Origin of the sequence: Rhodococcus sp. 2G, from assembly GCF_001886355.1 — a bacterium.
Classification (GTDB): domain Bacteria; phylum Actinomycetota; class Actinomycetes; order Mycobacteriales; family Mycobacteriaceae; genus Rhodococcus; species Rhodococcus pyridinivorans.
The window spans coordinates 3,874,091-3,892,742 of record NZ_CP018063.1; the positions used below are offsets into that span (position 1 = coordinate 3,874,091).

At 68.9% G+C, this 18,652-nt stretch carries 9 protein-coding genes; 6 read left to right on the forward strand and 3 right to left on the reverse strand.

Going from position 1 to position 18,652, the window contains the following annotated elements; translation table 11 throughout:
- The first annotated feature begins 30 nt into the window (after nucleotides 1-30).
- The 3 genes from BO226_RS18220 to BO226_RS18230 are packed head-to-tail and all read left to right on the forward strand — an operon-like array spanning nucleotide 31 to nucleotide 1,975.
- Complete coding sequence (locus tag BO226_RS18220; protein WP_071935893.1) at nucleotides 31-666, forward strand: hypothetical protein; 636 nt, start codon at nucleotides 31-33, stop codon at nucleotides 664-666.
- On the forward strand, nucleotides 660-1,322 hold the full coding sequence (locus tag BO226_RS18225) for a hypothetical protein (protein ID WP_232237991.1): 663 nt from the start codon (nucleotides 660-662) through the stop codon (nucleotides 1,320-1,322). The genes BO226_RS18220 and BO226_RS18225 overlap by 7 nt, the downstream gene beginning before the upstream one ends.
- A gap of 20 nt (nucleotides 1,323-1,342) precedes the next feature.
- On the forward strand, nucleotides 1,343-1,975 hold the full coding sequence (locus tag BO226_RS18230) for a hypothetical protein (protein ID WP_071935894.1): 633 nt from the start codon (nucleotides 1,343-1,345) through the stop codon (nucleotides 1,973-1,975).
- 14 nt (nucleotides 1,976-1,989) lie between these two features.
- Here the strand turns inward: BO226_RS18230 and BO226_RS18235 are convergent, their stop codons facing one another.
- Nucleotides 1,990-4,767 (reverse strand): FAD-binding and (Fe-S)-binding domain-containing protein, encoded by a 2,778-nt coding sequence (locus BO226_RS18235; RefSeq protein ID WP_064256846.1) that lies wholly within the window; start codon nucleotides 4,765-4,767, stop codon nucleotides 1,990-1,992.
- 130 nt (nucleotides 4,768-4,897) lie between these two features.
- Between BO226_RS18235 and BO226_RS18240 the strand changes: the two genes are divergently transcribed.
- From BO226_RS18240 to BO226_RS18250, 3 genes are read left to right on the forward strand one after another with little or no spacing between them, the layout of a single operon-like run.
- Nucleotides 4,898-8,194, forward strand: coding sequence for an arabinosyltransferase domain-containing protein (locus BO226_RS18240; protein ID WP_064256847.1), 3,297 nt, complete (start codon nucleotides 4,898-4,900; stop codon nucleotides 8,192-8,194).
- A gap of 44 nt (nucleotides 8,195-8,238) precedes the next feature.
- A complete protein-coding gene (locus BO226_RS18245) occupies nucleotides 8,239-11,547 on the forward strand; it encodes an arabinosyltransferase domain-containing protein (protein ID WP_064256848.1) in 3,309 nt (1,102 codons plus the stop codon).
- Between the two features lie 50 nt (nucleotides 11,548-11,597).
- A complete protein-coding gene (locus BO226_RS18250; protein ID WP_033097841.1) occupies nucleotides 11,598-12,032 on the forward strand; it encodes a hypothetical protein in 435 nt (144 codons plus the stop codon).
- 82 nt (nucleotides 12,033-12,114) lie between these two features.
- On the opposite strand, the gene BO226_RS18255 is transcribed toward BO226_RS18250, so the two are convergent.
- Complete coding sequence (locus BO226_RS18255; RefSeq protein WP_064256849.1) at nucleotides 12,115-13,656, reverse strand: acyl-CoA carboxylase subunit beta; 1,542 nt, start codon at nucleotides 13,654-13,656, stop codon at nucleotides 12,115-12,117.
- 8 nt (nucleotides 13,657-13,664) lie between these two features.
- The gene (gene pks13 / locus BO226_RS18260) at nucleotides 13,665-18,611 is read right to left on the reverse strand and encodes a polyketide synthase Pks13 (protein ID WP_156666122.1); all 4,947 of its coding nucleotides are present in this window, start codon (nucleotides 18,609-18,611) and stop codon (nucleotides 13,665-13,667) included.
- Nucleotides 18,612-18,652: the final 41 nt, after the last annotated feature.

Here is an 18,652-nt window from a genome sequence, read left to right on the forward strand (position 1 = left end):
TCACGAATGAATGCAACCGGCCTGCCTCAGATGCCTGACCCGATCACCGGAGAGCCGCGACCACCCTGCGCACCGCGCCTCCATCACGGCACCGACTACACACCGACCGACCGGCACCCACGGAATCCGCCGAAGGCACCGGATCACCTCGGGCCCACCCTCGAATGGCTCCAACCCACCCTTCGCGACCAGTACGGCGATGCCGCGATGCTTGCCGGACTACTCGCGGTATTCGGGACGATAAGCGCAGGGGGTTTCAGCTGGATTCTCGAATGGTGGGCGTGGGGTTTGCTCGCGTTCTTCCCGTGGATGATGTTTCGGTCCTCCGGGAATCACTGGACGGCAGCCGGTGCCGGCTGGGTGCAGTGGCGCAGTAGCTGGGTCGACACCTACCACCTCACCCGCATCCAGTTCTCCGCAGACGGCTACAGCCGTGTTCTTCGGTTGAAAGATGCCCACGGCAACGAAATCCATTCGTTCAAGATCAGCGAGATCCAGCGCAACCCTGACCTGTGGGACCTGGTCTACAACGGCATCCTCCACTCCGTCGCGTCGGGTAACTGCGACATCGACGCCAAAACCCGCCACATCCTGAAAATCCCCTACGAACTCGGGCCGCGCCCAACCAGAAGCGAACGCACCAGAGGACGACGCCGCAGATGGTGAACCCCATCGATCTACCACCGATGCCGGATTCGATCACAGGCGAACCCCGCCCACCCCGGGCGCCCCGCATCTACCACGGCACGGAATACACACCGCTCGAACGCAACCCACGGAACCCACCAGATGCACCGGACCATCTCGGTCCCACTCTCGAATGGTTCCAACCTCACGTCCGCGAAAAATACATCAGCGCATTTACCCTGATGACCATTACGGTCGCGTTCTTCACAATCTCCAACGGGGATCTTCGCTGGATTCACTGGTGGGGTGCGTGGCTCATCATCACTGCGGGTGGCTGGCTGATGTTTCGCGGGATCAGGAACTATTGGACGGCAGCAGGATCCACATGGGTGCAATGTCGCGACAGCTGGGTCGACACCTACCACCTCACCCGTATACGTTTCTCCGCCGACGGAACGAACCGCGTCCTCCGGTTCAAAGACGCTCACGGCAACGAGATCCACTCGTTCAAGATCAGCGACATTCAAGGAAACCCTGACCTGTGGGACCTCGTCTACAACGGCATCCTCCACTCCGTCGCGTCCGGCAACTGCGACATCGACGCCAAAACCCGCCACATCCTGAAGATCCCCTACGAACTCGGGCCGCGCCCCACCCGAAGCGAACGCACCAGAGGACGGGGGCGTAGAGGGTGAACCCCATCGATCTACCACCGATGCCGGATTCGATCACAGGCGAACCCCGCCCACCCCGGGCGCCCCGCATCTACCACGGCACGGAATACACACCGCTCGAACGCAATCCACGGAACCCACCAGATGCACCGGAGCATCTCGGCCCCGTTCTCGAATGGCTCCAGCCCACCGTGCGCGACCGATACATCGGCGCATTCCTCATAGCGGCAATCTTGGTCGTGTACCTCACCGTCATCAATGGAGACTTTCGCTGGATCCACTGGTGGATCATGTGGGTCATCATCCCTGGAAGTTCACTATTGTTGTTCTTCGGCAAGGGAAACCACTGGACTGCAGCCGGTGCCACCTGGGTCCAATGGCACGACAGCTGGGTCGATACCTACCATCTCACTCGCATCCGCTTCTCCGCTGATGGGCCCAGTCGTGTCCTGCGACTGAAAGACGCCCACGGCAACAAAATCCACTCTTTCAAGATCAGCGAGATCCAGCGCAACCCTGACCTGTGGGACCTCGTCTACAACGGCATCCTCCACTCCGTCGCGTCGGGCCACTGCGACATCGATGCCAAGACCCGCCACATCCTGAAGATCCCCTACGATCTCGGGCCGCGCCCCTCCCGAAGCGAGCGCACCAGAGGGCGACGCCGCAGATGATGAGCCCGCCGTACCTACGGCAGTCGTGAGGCCAGCAACTCGGCCAGGTGCGTGCCGCGCCGCGTCGTGAGGTCGCTCAGCTGGGTACGGCACGAATACCCGTCGGCGAGGATCACCGCGTCGTCGGATGCCGCCTCGACGGCCGGCAGCAGTTGGGCCCGCGCGACCGCCACCGACACGTCGTAGTGCCCGCGTTCGACGCCGAAATTCCCGGCCAGGCCGCAGCAGCCGGCGAGGCGCTGCACGTCGGCACCCGCGCGTCGCAGCAGGGCGGCATCGGCACCCCAGCCCATGACGGCGTGGTGGTGGCAGTGGGGTTGTGCGACGATCCGTGTCCCCTCCAGCGGGGGCGGTTCCCAGTCGGCGAGGAGTTCGGCGAGGGTCGTGGTGCTGTCGGCCACGAGACGCGCGGGTGCGGACCCGAGCAGTTCGACCGCGTCGGAGCGCAGGACAGCGGTGCACGACGGTTCGAGCCCGACGATCGGCATGCCGCTGCGGAAGAGTTCGGCGACGGTGCGGCCCACGATCTTCCGGGCCTGGTCGAGCTGGCCGGTGGTGATCCACGTCAGGCCGCAGCAGCGGGGTTCGTCGGTGAGGTGCACGCTGTGTCCGGCGGCTTCGAGCACGCGCACGGCGGCAACCCCGATCTCCGGGGTGAAGTACTCGGTGAAAGTATCGACGAACAGCAGCACCGGATCGCCCGTGCGGGATCGTCGCGAGAGGGTGTCGGCGAACCACTTCCGGAAGGTGCGGGGCGCGAACCTCGGTACACGGCGGCGGCGGTCGAGACCGGCGACGGTCAACCCGAGCGGGGCGACCCCCGGAGCGCGGACAAGGGCGTTGACGGCGCGTGGCGCACGGGAGGCAATCGCCGCCCACTGCGGCAGCCTGCCGAGACCGTAGTGACTGGCGGGCCGTCGCCGTCCCCGGTAGGTCTGGTGCAGCACTTCGGATTTGAGGGTTGCCATGTCGACCCCGGTCGGGCAGTCGGACAGACATCCCTTGCACGACAGGCACAGATCGAGCGTCTCGTGCACTTCCGGCGACTGCCACGACTCGGCGACGAGGTGACCGTTGAGCATCTCCTGCAGCGCCCGTGCTCGTCCGCGCGTGGAGTCCTTTTCCTCGCGGGTCGCGAGGAAGGACGGGCACATCACCCCGCCGGTGCCGGTGTTGTCGGCGCGGCACTTGCCGATCCCGGTACACCGGTGCACGGCCTGCGTGAAGTCGCCGCCGTCCTCGAGATAGCGGAAGGCCAGGCCCTCCCGGATCTTCCGGGCCGCCGGGACGCGCAGGTCGGCGTCGACGGGCCGCGGGTCGACGAGTACGCCGGGGTTGAGGACGTTCTCCGGATCGAAGACCGACTTCACAGCCCCGAACAGTGCGAGCGCGTCGGGTGAGTACATCACGGGCAGCAGTTCGCTCCGGGCACGCCCGTCGCCGTGCTCCCCCGACATCGACCCGCCGTATTCGGCGACGAGTTGAGCTGCCTCGAAGAGGAATTCGCGGAACAGACCCGGAACCTCGAGGGGGATGTCGAGGCGGATGTGGATGCAGCCGTCGGCGAAGTGCCCGTAGGGGTAGCCGGTGACGTCGTATCCGGCGAGCAGTTCCTCGAAGTCGCGGAGATAGTCGCCGACGCGGTGGGCAGGGACGGCGGCGTCCTCCCATCCCGCGTGCGCGGGCAGTCCCTTCGGACTTCTCGCCGACAGGCCGGCTCCCTCCTCCCGGATACGCCACAGCGCAGCGGCACGCGCCTGGTCCTCGACGTGCAGGACGTCGGTCGCGGCGGCAACCTGCGCGAGTGCCTTCGCCCGGCCGCGCACCTCGTCGGCGTCGTCACCGGCCAGTTCGACGAACAGCCAGGCCGCACCCGACGGCAGGGGCGGTACCGCCTGCGGTCCGCGCCGGTGCCGGACGATGTCGACGATCCGCGAGTCGAGCCCTTCGCACGCCGTGGGCCGGAAACCCAGTAGTCCGTGCGCGGCGTTGCCGGCGGCGACGATGTCTGGATAGCCGAGCACGACCATCGTGCGGACGGCAGGGTCGGCGACCAGCTGCACCGTCGCCTCGGTCGTGATCCCGAGTGTGCCCTCGCTACCGACGAACAGCTTCCGGACGTCGAAACCGTTCTCCGGCAACAGATGCTCGAGTGCATAACCCGACACCTGCCGGCCGAAGCGACCGAATTCGGTGCGGATGGTCGCGAGGTCGCGGGCGACGATCTCCCTCAACGGTTCCAGCACCGGATCCTCGCCGGGCAGCGTCAGCGGGTGCCCGGTGCCGGTGAGCACTTCGAGCGCGACGACGTTGTCGGACGTGCGGCCGTAGCCGAGCGCCCGCGCCCCGCACGCGTTGTTACCGATCATCCCGCCGATCGTGCACCGGTTGTGGGTGGACGGATCGGGGCCGAAGCGCAGACCGTGCGGTGCCGCGGCGCGCTGCAGTTCGGCCTGCACGACACCCGGTTGCACCCGCGCGGTCCGGGTCTCTGGGTCGACGGAGAGCACCCGGTTCAGGTGACGCGAGAAGTCGATGACCACGCCAGGCCCGACAGCGTTGCCCGCGAGCGAGGTGCCGGTGCCGCGGGAGGTGAGGGGGACACCTTCCCGGCGGCACACGTCGAGGGTCGTGGCGACGTCGTCGATCGATCGGGCGCGCACCACGGCCTGTGGCGGGACGCGATAGAGAGAAGCGTCGGACGAGTACAGCGCGCGCGTGGTCGAGTCGTCGCAGACCTCCCCGATGCCCGCCGCGCGCAGAGCGCGCCCGATCGGGGTCGAGGTCCTCATAGACAGCGATGCTAGTGGCGGGAGGTATCCCTCCGGACGTGGTCGGACAGAACCGTGGAGTACCCACGAGTAGTGCGAGCGGAGCGGCGCGAGTCCGGACCGTGCCGGGACTCGCCTAGCATCGACCCTTGTGCCAGCCGATACCGCTTCGCCCGGGAAAACCGATTCGTCCGACCCGACATCGCGCGTCCGCACAGCGCGGATCGTCGCGATCGTGTCGGGACTGCTCGGGTTCGTGCTGGCTCTGACCCTGCCGTTCCTGCCGGTTCGGCAGGAGACCGGCGAACTGGAGTGGCCGCAGAACGGCAGCATCGACAGTGTCGAGGCGCCGCTCGTCACGTACGCCCCGCTCACGCTGCGGGTCAGCGTGCCGTGCGCTGCGGCAGAGCAGGTCGGTTCCGACGGTGGCACGCTCGTCTCGACCATCCCGTCCGGATCCCCCGACGCGACGGCGGAGGGCCTGGTGATCCGCGCGGTACCCGGTGAGGACGGCGCCCCCCGCACCGTCGAGGCCGTCCTGCGCAACTCGGTGCTCGTCTCGGCGCCGCTCGACGAGCCGTGCACAGCGGTGACCGTGGCATCGAACTCCGAACGCACCGCCGCCGAGATCGTGGGCGCGGACCCTCCGGTCGCGATCGAGCTCGAAGGTGACGAGCGGCCGCAGATGGTCGGTGTCTTCAGCGACCTCACCGGCGCCGCGACTGCGTTCGAACCCGAGGGGGACGACTCCACGGAACGGTTGTCGGTGCGCGCCGAGCTCGACTCGCGGTTCACCTCGACCCCCACGGTGCTCAAGCTCCTCGCGATGATCGTGTGCGCGCTGGCGACGCTGGTCTCGCTCGTCGCCCTGCATCGTCTGGACGGGATCGACGGGCGCCGCGCGCGCCGGTTCCTGCCGGCCCGCTGGTGGCGGTTCACCCTCGTGGACGCGGTGGTCGTGGGCACTCTGCTGCTCTGGCACATCATCGGCGCGAACACCTCGGACGACGGCTACATCCTCAACATGGCGCGGGTGTCCGGCGAGGCCGGATACATGGCGAACTACTTCCGCTGGTTCGGTGTGCCCGAGGCGCCGTTCGGCTGGTTCTACGACGTGCTCGTCGTGTTCGCGCAGGTCTCGACGTCGAGTGTGTGGATGCGCCTGCCCACGCTGATCGCGGCGATCCTGTGCTGGATGGTCATCAGCCGCGAGGTCATCCCCCGGCTCGGTGTCGCTGTCCGGCACAGCCGGGTGTCGCTGTGGACGGCCGGGCTGGTCTTCCTCGCCTTCTGGCTCCCCTACAACAACGGTCTGCGCCCGGAGCCGATCATCGCGGTCGGTGCGCTGCTGACCTGGTGTTCGATCGAACGCGCCATCGCGACCGGGCGCATGTTGCCCGCCGCGATCGCGGTCCTCATCGCGGCCTTCTCGCTCGCCGCCGGCCCGACCGGCCTGATCGCGGTGGCCGCGCTCGTCGCCGGGATGCGCCCGCTGGTGAAGGTTCTTGTCGCGCGCCGGCATCTCGTCGGTGTCGTCGCGCCCCTCGCGCCGATCCTGGCGTCGGGCACCGTCGTGCTCATCGCCGTCTTCGCCGACCAGACGCTCGCGTCGGTCCTCGAAGCGACCCGCGTGCGTTCGGCCGTGGGCCCGAACGTGCCGTGGTTCGACGAGCGACTGCGGTGGGACGCACTGCTCACCGTTTCCCCCGACGGTTCGCTGGCCCGCCGGTTCGGCGTGTTCGTGATGCTGTTGTGCCTGGTCGTGTGCGTCATGCTGATCCTGCGCAAGGGCCGCATCCCGGGCACCGCTATCGGACCCTCGCGGCGCATCCTCGGCATCGTCTTCGCGTCGTTGCTGCTCATGATGCTCACGCCGACGAAGTGGACACACCACTTCGGTGTGTACGCGGGCCTGGCCGCGTCGGTGGCTGCGCTCGCCGCGATCGGAGTGGGCTCGGTCGGCATCCGATCGGCCCGCAACCGGGCGCTGTTCACCGCCGGGGTGCTGTTCGTCCTGGCGATGGCCTTCACCGGTTCGAACGGCTGGTGGTACGTCTCGAGCTACGGCATCCCGTGGTGGGACAAGCCGCCGTCGATCTCCGGTTACGCCTTCTCCACGGCACTGCTCGGCCTCACGGTGCTCGCCCTGCTCCTCGCCGCGTGGTTCCACCTGCGCGAGCCGTTCACCACGCCGCGGCCCGACCGCAACGGCAGGGTGCGGGCCCTGGCGTCGGCCCCGCTCACGCTGGTCGCGGCGGCGGTGGTGCTGTTCGAGGTGCTGTCGCTGCTCAAGGGCGCGGTCTCGCAGTACCCGGCCTATTCGATCGCCAAGTCGAACGCGGCGGCCCTCACGGGCAACTCCTGCGGACTCGCCGACGAGGTGCTCGTCGAGTCCGAACCGAACGCGACGATGTTGCAGCCTCTCGACGGTGATGCGGGCGAGGCCCTGGGTGCGGGCACGGCCGTCGGTTTCACCCCGAACGGCGTGGCCCTCGACCTCACCGCCGACGCGGAGACCACCACGACCGGTGGCGCCAACACCGTCGACAGCGAGGAGGGCGGCACCACCACATCCACCAGCGCCGGCACCGAGGGCGGCCGCACCAGCGACGAGGGCATCAACGGCAGCACCGTGAAGCTGCCCTTCGGCCTCGACCCGCAGACCACGCCCGTCCTCGGCAGCTACCGCTCCGGGGTGCAGCAGTCCGCCGAACTCGAATCCGGCTGGTACGGGCTGCCGGAGCGCACCGACGAGACACCGCTGCTGGTCGTGACCGCGGCGGGACGCGTCCGCTACGTCGACCCCGACGGTGTCATCACCCCCGGTCAGGACGTGCTGCTGGAGTTCGGTTCGTCATCCGGGGACGACGTGACGCCGCTGGCCACGCTCGCCCCGATCGACATCGGCCCGTCGCCGTCCTGGCGCAACCTGCGCGTGCCGAGCGACGCGATCCCGGCCGACGCCGACGCCGTGCGGATCGTCGTCGACGACGGTGACCTCTCCCCCGACCAGTGGGTCGCGGTCACGCCGCCGCGGATGCCGCGCATGCAGACCCTGCAGGAGGTCGTCGGATCCGACGCCCCGGTCCTCATCGACTGGTCGGTGGGTCTCGCCTTCCCGTGCCAGCGACCCTTCGGGCACCGCAACGGTGTCGCCGAGGTCCCCGAGTACCGCATCCTCCCGGACCGGGTCGGGGCCGACGCGACGAACGGCTGGCAGGACGACATCGGCGGCGGACCGCTCGGCTGGATCCCGCTTCTGCTGAACGCCGAGGCCGTCCCCACCTATCTGAACCACGACTGGGATCGCGACTGGGGATCGCTCGAGCAGTACCGTCCGATCGACCCGGATGCCTCCCCCGCGGAGGTCACCACCGACGTGACGACCCGCTCCGGCCTGTGGTCGCCGGGCCGCATCCGTGACGGGGTCCCCGTCCTGCTGGAGTAAGGGCGAGTGCCGTCACACCACGTCGCCGGATACCATCGACTCCCGTGCCCGACGACGTGACGACCTCACCCGCGCCCGCTCCGACCGCCCCCCGGTCGATGGGCGAGGACCTTCGCACTCGGTACCGGACTGCGCGACTCGTCGCCGTCGTCGCCGGGTTGCTCGGCATGATCTTGGCGCTGGCCACACCGTTTCTCCCGGTCCGCGTGACCGAGGCGACGATGTCGTGGCCGCAGGACGCGGCGGCGACCGACGTCGAACTGCCGCTGATGTCGCAGGTCCCCCTCCAGCTCCGCGCCACCGTGCCGTGCAGCGCCGTCGCGGAGATGCCCGGCGACGGCGGGATGCTGCTCGCGACCGCCCCCACCAACGGGCAGGACGCCGCCCTCAACGCGATGTTCGTGCGGGTCGGCGCCGAGAACGTCGACGTGCTCGACCGCAACGTGGTGGTCGCGACCGCGCCGCGCGCCGACGTCGAGTCGGGTGCGTGCAGCGAACTGCAGATCTTCTCCGACTCCGAACGCACCACCGCCGAGTTCGTCGGCCTCTCGGACGAGAACGGCAACCCGCGGTCGGGTGAGCTCACCGGCGACCTGCGGCCGCTCGTCGTGGGCGTGTTCAGCGACCTGCCGACCGCGGTTCCCGGCCTCGACGTCACCGTCGATGTCGATTCCCGGTTCACGTCGTCGCCGACGCTGGTCAAGTCCCTCGCGATGGTCCTCGCGGTGCTGTCGACGGCACTCGCGCTCGGCGCGCTGGCCAAGCTCGACGGTACGGACGGTCGCGGTCACCGCCGCTTCCTGCCGTCTCGCTGGTGGAAGTTCACCGGCGTCGACGTCGTCGTGGTCCTCACGCTCGTCGGCTGGCACTTCTTCGGCGCGAACACCTCGGACGACGGCTACCTGCTGACCATGGCCCGGGCGGCGGAGAACTCCGGCTACATGGCCAACTACTTCCGTTGGTTCGGTGTCCCCGAAGCTCCCTTCGGCTGGTACTACGACGTGCTGGCGGCGTTCGCGAAGATCTCCACGGCCAGCCCATGGATGCGCATCCCGGCACTGATCGCCGGAATCCTGTGCTGGATGGTCATCAGCCGTGAGGTGGTGCCGCGTCTCGGCCGGGCCGTGCGGCACAATCGCATCGCACTGTGGACCGGCGGACTGGTCTTCCTCGCCTTCTGGCTGCCCTACAACAACGGTCTGCGGCCCGAGCCGATCGTCGCGCTCGGTGCGCTGCTGACCTGGTGCTCGATCGAACGCGCCATCGCGACCGGTCGTCTGCTGCCCGCCGCGACGGCGGTGTTCATCGGCGCCTTCACCCTCGCCGCTGCACCGACCGGCCTGATGTGTATCGCCGCGCTCATCGCCGGCATCCGGCCGATGACGCGGATCATCGTGCGCCGCCACCGCGAGGTCGGCACCCTGCCACTGCTCGCCCCGATCGGCGCCGCCGGGATGCTCGTGCTCGTCGTGGTGTTCTCCGACCAGACCCTCGCCGCGGTCCTCGAGGCGACCCGCGTGCGCACCATCATCGGCCCCAACGAGGAGTGGTGGAACGACTTCCTCCGCTACTACTACCTGATGGTGCAGACCGTCGACGGGTCGCTGCCGCGCCGCTTCGCGTTCCTCACGATGCTGCTGTGCCTGTTCACGACGCTGTTCGTGCTGCTGCGCCGCCGCCGGATCCCCGGCGTCGCCGTGAGCCCGACCTGGCGTCTGCTCGGCATCGTCTTCGGCACGATCTTCTTCATGATGTTCAACCCCACGAAGTGGACCCACCACTTCGGGGCGTACGCAGGCATCGCCGGATCGCTCGCGACGGTCACCGCCGTCGTGGTCTCCGCGAGCGCATTGCGGTCGCGGCGCAACCGCACGATTTTCCTCGCCGGAGTGCTGTTCGTCCTGGCGGTGTCGTTCGCCGGCATCAACGGCTGGTGGTACGTCTCGAGCTACGGCGTGCCGTGGTTCGACAAGACCGTCTCGCTGAGCGGCTACCAGTCGAGCTCGCTGTTCCTGGTCCTGTTCGGTCTCGCCCTGGTGCTCGTCGCGTGGCAGTACCTCCGCGAGGGCTACGCACCGCCGCCGGAGTCGCCCGAGACGAAGAAGGGCCGGCGGATCCGCGCCCTCGCGGCTGCGCCGCTCACGGTCGTCGCCGCGGTGATGGTGCTGTTCGAGGTGCTGTCGCTGCTCAAGGGCGCGGTGTCGCAATACCCGGCGTACTCGCTCGCTCGCTCCAACATCGGGGCGGTCGCCGGGCAGACCTGCGGTCTCGCGAACGACGTGCTCGTCGAGACCGACCCCAACGAGGGACGCCTCGAACCGATCATCGACCCCGCCGATCCGCCGGCAAACGACGACCCGCTCGCCGGTGCGGCGCCGCGCGGTTTCACTCCCGACGGCGTGCCGTCCGACCTGACCGCCGACTACGTCGAGGTCAAGCCGGGCCAGGGCAACACCGACAACCAGAGCGTCGGCCCGACCTTCGAGACGGGCGCGGGCGGCGGCACCACGGGTGGTTCCGGTGAGCAGACCGTCAACGGCAGCACCGTGCGTCTGCCCTTCGGGCTCGACCCGTCCGTCACCCCGGTGCTCGGCAGCTACCAGGAGGGTGTGCAGGAACCCGCCGCGCTCACCTCCAGCTGGTACGCCCTTCCCGGGATCACCGACGAGACGCCGCTGGTGATCATCTCCGCGGCCGGTCGCATCTGGTCGTACGACGACACCGGTGCACTGACCTACGGCCAGTCGCTGCTCGTCGAGTACGGCACCCGCCAGGCCGACGGCAGCGTCGAGGCGAAGGGCACCTACCTGCCGCGCGACATCGGCCCCGCACCGTCGTGGCGGAACCTGCGTGTGCCGCTCGCCGACCTGCCCGACGACGTCGACGCCGTCCGCATCGTCGCCAACGACCCCAACCTCACCGGCGACCAGTGGCTGGCGTTCACGCCGCCGCGCGTCCCCACCCTCGAGCGGCTCGACGCCCAGCTCGGTTCCGAGCAGCCGCTCCTGCTGGACTGGGCCGTGGGTCTGCAGTTCCCGTGCCAGCGGCCGTTCGACCACTGGGCCGGTGTGGCCGAGATGCCGAACTACCGGGTCCTCCCCGACCGTCCGCTCGCGGTGTCGTCGACCGACACCTGGCAGTCGGCCGACAACGGTGGCCCGCTCGGCTTCGCGGAGGTCCTGGCGCGACCCGAGCAGGTGCCCACCTACCTCGAGAACGACTGGGGGCGCGACTGGGGTTCGGTGGAGCGGTACGTGCGCTTCTACCCGAATGCGCAGCCGGCCGAACTGACCACCACCGAGGTGACGAGGTCCGGGTTGTGGAAACCCGCGCCGATGCGCGTCTACGAGTGACGGATGAGGCGCGAGTAACGGAAGTGACGCCGACGGGCGACACACAGGGCATGACGACCTCGAGAAAGATCGCATTCACGGCAGCCCTGGGCGCGGCGCTCGCGCTCGGTGTGGTCACCGCTCCCGCAGCGTCCGCGGAGCCTGTGGCGGCTACGACCCTGAGTCCTGTGATCGGCGCGGTCGGTGGCACCGGTTCCGCAGGGTGGGGAGGTCTCCTCGTCAACGAGGGCGTGACCGTCGGTGTGGACCCCGAGCGTCCCGGCTTCTCGCGATTCGGCAGCAGCTTCCAGTGCCCGTGCCTCGTGAACTGGACGAACGTCACCACCGGACAGCGTGGCACCGTCACCCTGCCGATCTACCCGCCCATCCCCTCCGCAGGATGGGAATACCCCTGGTTCGAGACCGGCTCCGGACGTATCGAGGCGGTCGTGACGACCACCGACATCACCTTCCTGCCGGGCCGGGGTTCCTGGACCGTTCCCTGACCCCCGGCCCGGTGGGGCGGCGTCGGATACACACGACGGGGCCTGTGCACGCACTGGTGCACAGGCCCCGTCGGCAACGGCTCTACAGCGGCAGCAGGTGATGCTTCCGCGGGTTCTTGAACACTTCCTTGTCGCGAAGAAGGTTCAGCGCCTTGCGGATCTCGAGACGGGTGGTCGACGGCTCGATCACCGCGTCGACGTATCCGCGCTCGGCCGCGATGTACGGCGTCGCGACATGCTCGTTGTAGAAGTTGATGAGCTGCTGACGGACCGCCGGAGCGTTCTCGCCCGCGGCCTCGATCTGCCGGCGCCCGATCACCGCGACAGCCGATTCGGCACCCATCACGGCGATACGCGCGGTGGGCCACGCGAAGTTGATGTCGGCGCCGAGCTGCTTCGACCCCATCACGGCGTAACCGCCACCGTAGGCCTTGCGGACCACGACGGTCACCTTCGGGACCGACGCCTCGACATATGAGAACAAGAAGCGGCCGCCACGCTTGATGACGCCGATCTTCTCCTGCTCGACACCGGGCAGGAAGCCCGGGGTGTCGACGACGAACACGAGCGGGATGTCGTAGGCGTCGCACACGCGCACGAAGTGCGCCGCCTTGTCGGCAGCAGCCGCATCGAGGGCACCCGACAGGTACAGAGGCTGGTTCGCCACCACGCCCACCGCCCGGCCGTCGACGCGGGCGTAGCCGGTGATGATGTTCGGCGCGGTCTGTGCGCGGACCTCGAGGAACTCGCCGTCGTCGAAGATCTTCAGCAGGATGTCCTGCATGTCGTAGCCGGAGTTGTCGGCATCGGGCATGAACGTGTCGAGTTCGAGATCGTCGGGCGTGATCTCCGGTTCGAGACCGGGATTGATGATCGGAGGCTTCTCCTGCGCGTTGGACGGCATGTAGCTCAGGTACTGCCGCACCCACTCGAAAGCGGCCTTCTCATCCGGCGCGACGTGGTGCACGTTGCCGTACTCGGCCTGCTGACGGGCACCGCCGAGCTCCTCGAGGCTCACGTTCTCACCGGTGACCGCCTTGATGACGTCCGGGCCGGTGACGAACATGTGCGAACCCTCGGTGGCGACCACGACGTCGGTGTTGATCGGCGCGTAGACCGCACCACCGGCGCAGTTGCCGACGATCACCGAGATCTGCGGGCACAGACCCGACAGCGGCTCGTGACGCTTGCCGATCTCGCCGTACCAGGCGAGCGAGGTGACGGCGTCCTGCACGCGGGCACCACCGGAGTCGTTGATGCCGACGACGGGGCAACCGATCTTGAGGGCGAAGTCGAGGACCGCGGCGACCTTGCGGCCGAACATCTCACCGACGCTGCCGCCGAAGACGGTCTGGTCGTGGGAGAACACCGCGACCGGGCGGCCGTCGACCGTGCCGTGCCCGACGACGACGGCGTCGCCGTACATCGCATCGTCGCGGCCCGGCATCTTCATCAGCGCGCCGATCTCGACGAAACTGCCCCTGTCGAGCAGCATGTCGATGCGCTCGCGAGCGCTCGGGATGCCCTTCTTCGCGCGCTTGGCGACCGCGAGTTCGCCGGCAGGCTCCTTCGCGATCTCCAGCTTCTCGCGCAACTCGGCCAGCTTCTGTGCCGTGGTGCTCACTTCTTCGTTCAGCTCCTCGAGGCCTCGATGTCGGCCAGCTTGCGGGTCAGGTCTTCCCCCACCTTCGAGATGTACGGCTCGTCGACGATCTGCAGGTGATCGCCGCCGACGTGCACGACCTCGAGATCCGCGACGACCTCGCCCCACCCACCGTCGGGCTGCCGGGTCCCGAAGGCCGGCTCGAGATCGATCGCGTCGTCGTGATACTTGTCGGCCATGTACAGCACGACCTTGCCGTCGTAGGGCAGCAGCTCCGCGGTCTGGATGGCGCGGTTGTCGAGCCACGACGTGCGCTGGTGCTCGATGATGCCGCCGGGGATCTGCGCCCCGCTCAGCTCGAGCAGACCCATCAGGATGCCGATCTGCTCCTCGTCGCTGCCGGCCTCGGCCAGCAGGTCGTAGGGCAGCGGCGCGTCGACCCCGTAGGTCTTCTTCGCGAACGCCGAGTAACGCTGCCAGCGCTTGCGGATCTCGTCGGGCGTGTCCTCGACCTTCTCACCGGCCATGACGGTGTCGATGAGGCCGACGAGACGCACGTCCTTGCCCTCCTCACGGAGCAGACGGGCCACCGCGTAGGCCAGGACACCGCCGAGCGACCAGCCGCACAGCACGTACGGGCCGTCGCCCTGGATCTCCTCGATGAGCGGCAGGTACGCCTGTGCGCGGGTGTCGATCGGGCCCTCGGTGCGCTCGAAACCGAACACCGGGGTGTGCGCGGGCAGGCGGCGCAGCAGCGGCTCGTACGCGACCGTCGAACCACCCGCGGGGTGAAAGACGAAGACCGGCACGGTGTCCGATCCCTCGGCGCGGGGCCGCAGGGTGCGCACGAGTCCGTCGATGCGATCGGCGGATTCGAGATGCTGACGGACGGTCTCGGCGAGCTGCTCGACGGTCGGGGCGGAGAGCACGTCGTCGACGGTGATCTCACCCTCGGCCCGCTCGGTCAGCCGTGCCGCGAGCTTCTCGGCGACATCGCGGTCGAGCTTCGGCAACCGGTTGAAGATGCCCTTGGCCGACTTGCCCGTGACCACGGCCCACGAGGCGAAGGTCAACCGTTCCGCGGCGTCGCGCGGCGGCACGTCGACACCGCTCGACTCCTGCTCGGACTCGGCCGTCTCGGGCGCGGTCTGTGCTTCGGCTTCGGCTTCGGCTTCGGCTTCGGCTTCGGCTTCGGCTTCGGCTTCGGCGAGAATCTGCTCGGCCTCGCCCACCGCGGTGGTGTCCTCGACTTCGGGAAGATCGTCCTGTTCCGCAGCGGCGGCGCGTTCGGCTGCCTTCTCGGCGGCCTGCTGCTCGGCGAGCTGCGCGACCTCCTCGCGGTTCTCGACGGCGTATCGCAGGTACTTCGCGACGTCGCGCAGGCTCGCGTCCTTGACCGCCGACAGCTGCAGCTGCGGGATGTCGAACTCGTACTCGACGCGGTTCTTGATGCGGACCGCCATGAGCGAGTCGAGGCCCAGCTCGATGAGCGGGATCTCGGCGGGCAGATCCTCGGGCGCATAACCCATGGACTCGGCGACGATCAGCGTCAGGCGGTCGTCGAGGCTCTGCGATCCGTTGGGATCCCACTGGTCGCCGAACGACTCGACGACCTCGGGAAGCTCCTCGGCCTGCGCGGCCGGCTTCGCGGCCACCGCGACGGGCGCGGGCAGCGGCTCACCGGAGGTGACGACACCCTCGTGGACGAGCGTGAAACCGTCGCCGGTGTTCGCGTGCACCTGCAGTGACGCGCCACCCGGGTGCCGGGTGAGCGTCGTGGTGAGGGTGCCGGTCGCGGGAACGTCGGTGTGCGGGATGGACGCGGTGAGCGTGACATCGGACAGCACCTGCGAGGCCGCCGCGACGACCAGCTCGGCCGCATCGGTGACGGCGGATGCCTGCACCTCCCACACGTAGCGGCCGTCGGGCAGTGCGACCCGGGCGCCGGGCGCGCGGCCGTTGCCGGAGGTGCCGATGCTGGCGTCGACCCAGTACGGCTTGCGCAGGAAGGCGGTGCGCGGCAGGTCGGCGTAGTCGCCTTCCGGCAGCAGCGTCCTCAGATCGACGGACTGCCCGTGCACGTACAACTGCGCGAGCGCGGTCAGCACACCGAGGGACTCGTCCTCCTTGCGCTTGAGCGTCTGGATGAACTGGCCGTCCTGCACACCGGCGTCGAAGGCCGTCGCCGCGACCGACATGAGCGTCGCGGGGTTGGCGTTGAGCTCGACGAAGGTGGTGTGCCCGTCGGACAGCGCCTGCCGGATCGCCTGCGTGAAGTACACGCTGTGGCGCATGCCCTTGGTCCAGTACTCCACGTCGTGGATGCCCTCGTGACCTGCGCGGTAGAGGGTCTCCTGATCGACCGACGAGTACAGGTCGACCTTCAGGCGGTGCGGTTCGATGCCGGCGAGCTCGGCCGCGAGCTCGCCGAGGATCGGATCGACCTGCGAGGTGTGGCTCGCACCCTTGGTCTGCAGGACCCGGGCGAACTTCTCCTCGGCCTCGGCACGCGCGACGATCGCGTTGACCTGCTCCTGCGGGCCACCGATGACGGTGTGCGTCGGCGCCGCGTAGACGCAGACCTCGAGCTGCGGGAAGTCGGGCAGCACGTCGGTGATCTCGGCGGCGCTGTACTCGACGAGCGCCATGAGGCGGATGTCGTCGCCGGTCAGGCCGGATTCGGCCTCACCCATCAGACGCGAACGCGAGCAGATGACGCGCACGGCGTCCTCGAGCGAGAGTCCGCCCGAGATGTAGGCGCCGGCGGCCTCACCCATCGAGTGGCCGACGACCGCGGCGGGCTCGGCACCGTGGTGGCGCAGCAGCGCGGCGAGACCGATCTGGATCGTGAAGATGCCGACTTGCGCCGTCTCGACGTCGTAGTCCTGCGCGTCGTCGAGGAACTTCTCCTTCATGGAGTAGCCCGACTCGTCGTAGATCAGCTCGTCGACCTCGTCGACGGCCGCCGCGAAGACAGGGTTCTCCAGGTACAGCTGCTTGGCCATTTTGCGGTGCTGGGCACCGAAGCCGGAGAGCACCCACACCGCGCCCTTGGAGGCGGGAGCGTCGGCGGTGAACACGCCCTGCGCGGGCTTGCCGGCGGCGACGGCACGCAGACCGGCGATCGCCTCACCGTGGTTGCTCGCCACGACGATCGCGCGGGACCGGCCGTGGTTGCGACGAGCGAGCGTGCGGGCGACGTCGGCGAGCGGCGTCGTGCTGCCCTTCTCGGTCTCGAGCCAGTCGGCGAGATCGGCGGCGGCACGGCGGCGACGCGACGGCATCGCAGCGGAGACGGCGAGCAGGACGGGCAGCTCGCGGGCCTGCTCGGTGGTCTCCGCGGCGGGGATCTCCTCCGGCAGGACCTCGACCTCGGCCTCGGACGCTTCGAGCCCCTCGGGGCCGGTGTACTCGCGCACGACGACGTGCGCGTTCGTGCCACCGAAACCGAAGCCGGATACACCGGCGACGGCGCGACCGGTGTAGCGCGGCCACTTCGCGCCCTCGGGGATGACCTTCAGGTGCGCGCTGTCGAACGGGATGTAGGGGTTGGGCGCGGTGTAGTTGAGCGTCGGGGGCAGCTGATCGTTCTGCATCGCGAGAACGACCTTGATGAGACCGGCCGCACCCGCGGCGGACTCGAGGTGACCGAAGTTGGTCTTGGCCGAACCGAGCAGGACCGGCTTGTCGTCCTCGCGGCCACGACCGACGACGCGGCCGAGCGCGTCGGCCTCGATCGGGTCGCCGAGCACCGTGCCGGTGCCGTGCGCCTCGATGTAGTCGACACCGGACGGCAGGATCTGCGCGTCGCGGTAGGCGCGGCGCAGCACGTCGACCTGCGCTTCGGGGTTGGGAGCGGCCAGGCCGTTGGAGCGGCCGTCCTGGTTGACGGCCGAACCGGCGATCACCGCGAGGATGTCGTCGCCGTCGCGCTCGGCGTCCTCGAGACGCTTGAGCACGACGAGACCCCCGCCCTCGGCGCGGATCATGCCGTCGGCGTCGGCGGAGAACGCCTTGATGCGGCCGTCGGGTGCCATGACGCCGAGTTCGTCGAAGCCGAGGGTGCCGGCCGGGGCGAGCAGCATGTTGACGCCACCGGCGAGGGCGACGTCGGCTTCGCCGTTACGCAGCGCACGTACGGCCTGGTGCACGGCGACCAGCGACGACGAGCACGCCGTGTCGAGCGTGACCGACGGGCCGTGGAAGTCGTAGAAGTACGACACGCGGTTCGCGATGACCGCGGTGGAGGTGCCGGTGAGCGCGTAGGGATGCGCTGCGGACGGATCGCCGACCGCGAGGAGCATGTAGTCGCTCGCCGAGCTGCCGATGAACACACCGACCGAGCCGCCCTTGAGGTCGCTCGGCGGGATGTGCGCGTGCTCGAGTGCTTCCCAGGTCAGCTCCAGCGCGAGGCGCTGTTGCGGGTCGACCATCTCGACCTCGCGCGGCGACATCGCGAAGAACTCGGCGTCGAAGCCCTTGACGTCGTCGAGGTAGCCGCCCCTGGTGTTGGCGTTGCGGATCGACTCCCACACGGCGGGATCGTTCTCGAACTCCGACCAGCGGCCCTCGGGCAGATCGGAGATGCCGTCGCGTCCGGACGCGAGCAGCTCCCACATCTGTTCGGGGGTGTCGACGTGGCCCGGCAAACGGGTGGACAGACCGACGATGGCGACGTCCTTCGAACCCGCCGCGGCACCGACCGTGTACAGGGCGGAGTCGTCCTCGGCGGGTGCCTCGGGCTCACCTTCGATGATGCGCGTCGCGAGCGACGCGATCGTCGGGTGCTGGTAGGCGATCGTCGCGTTGAGGGTGACACCGAGGAGTTCCTCGATCTCACCCGCCATGGCGACGGCGTCCCGGGAGGACAGCCCGAACTCCTCCATCGGACGATCGTCCGAGATCTGGGAGACCGGCTGCCCGGTCGCGTCGGCGATCCAGTTGCGCAGCCATTCGCGCAGCTGCGCAACCGTCATTTCAGTGTCAGACATCAACCCACCACGCTACCCGGGAAAGA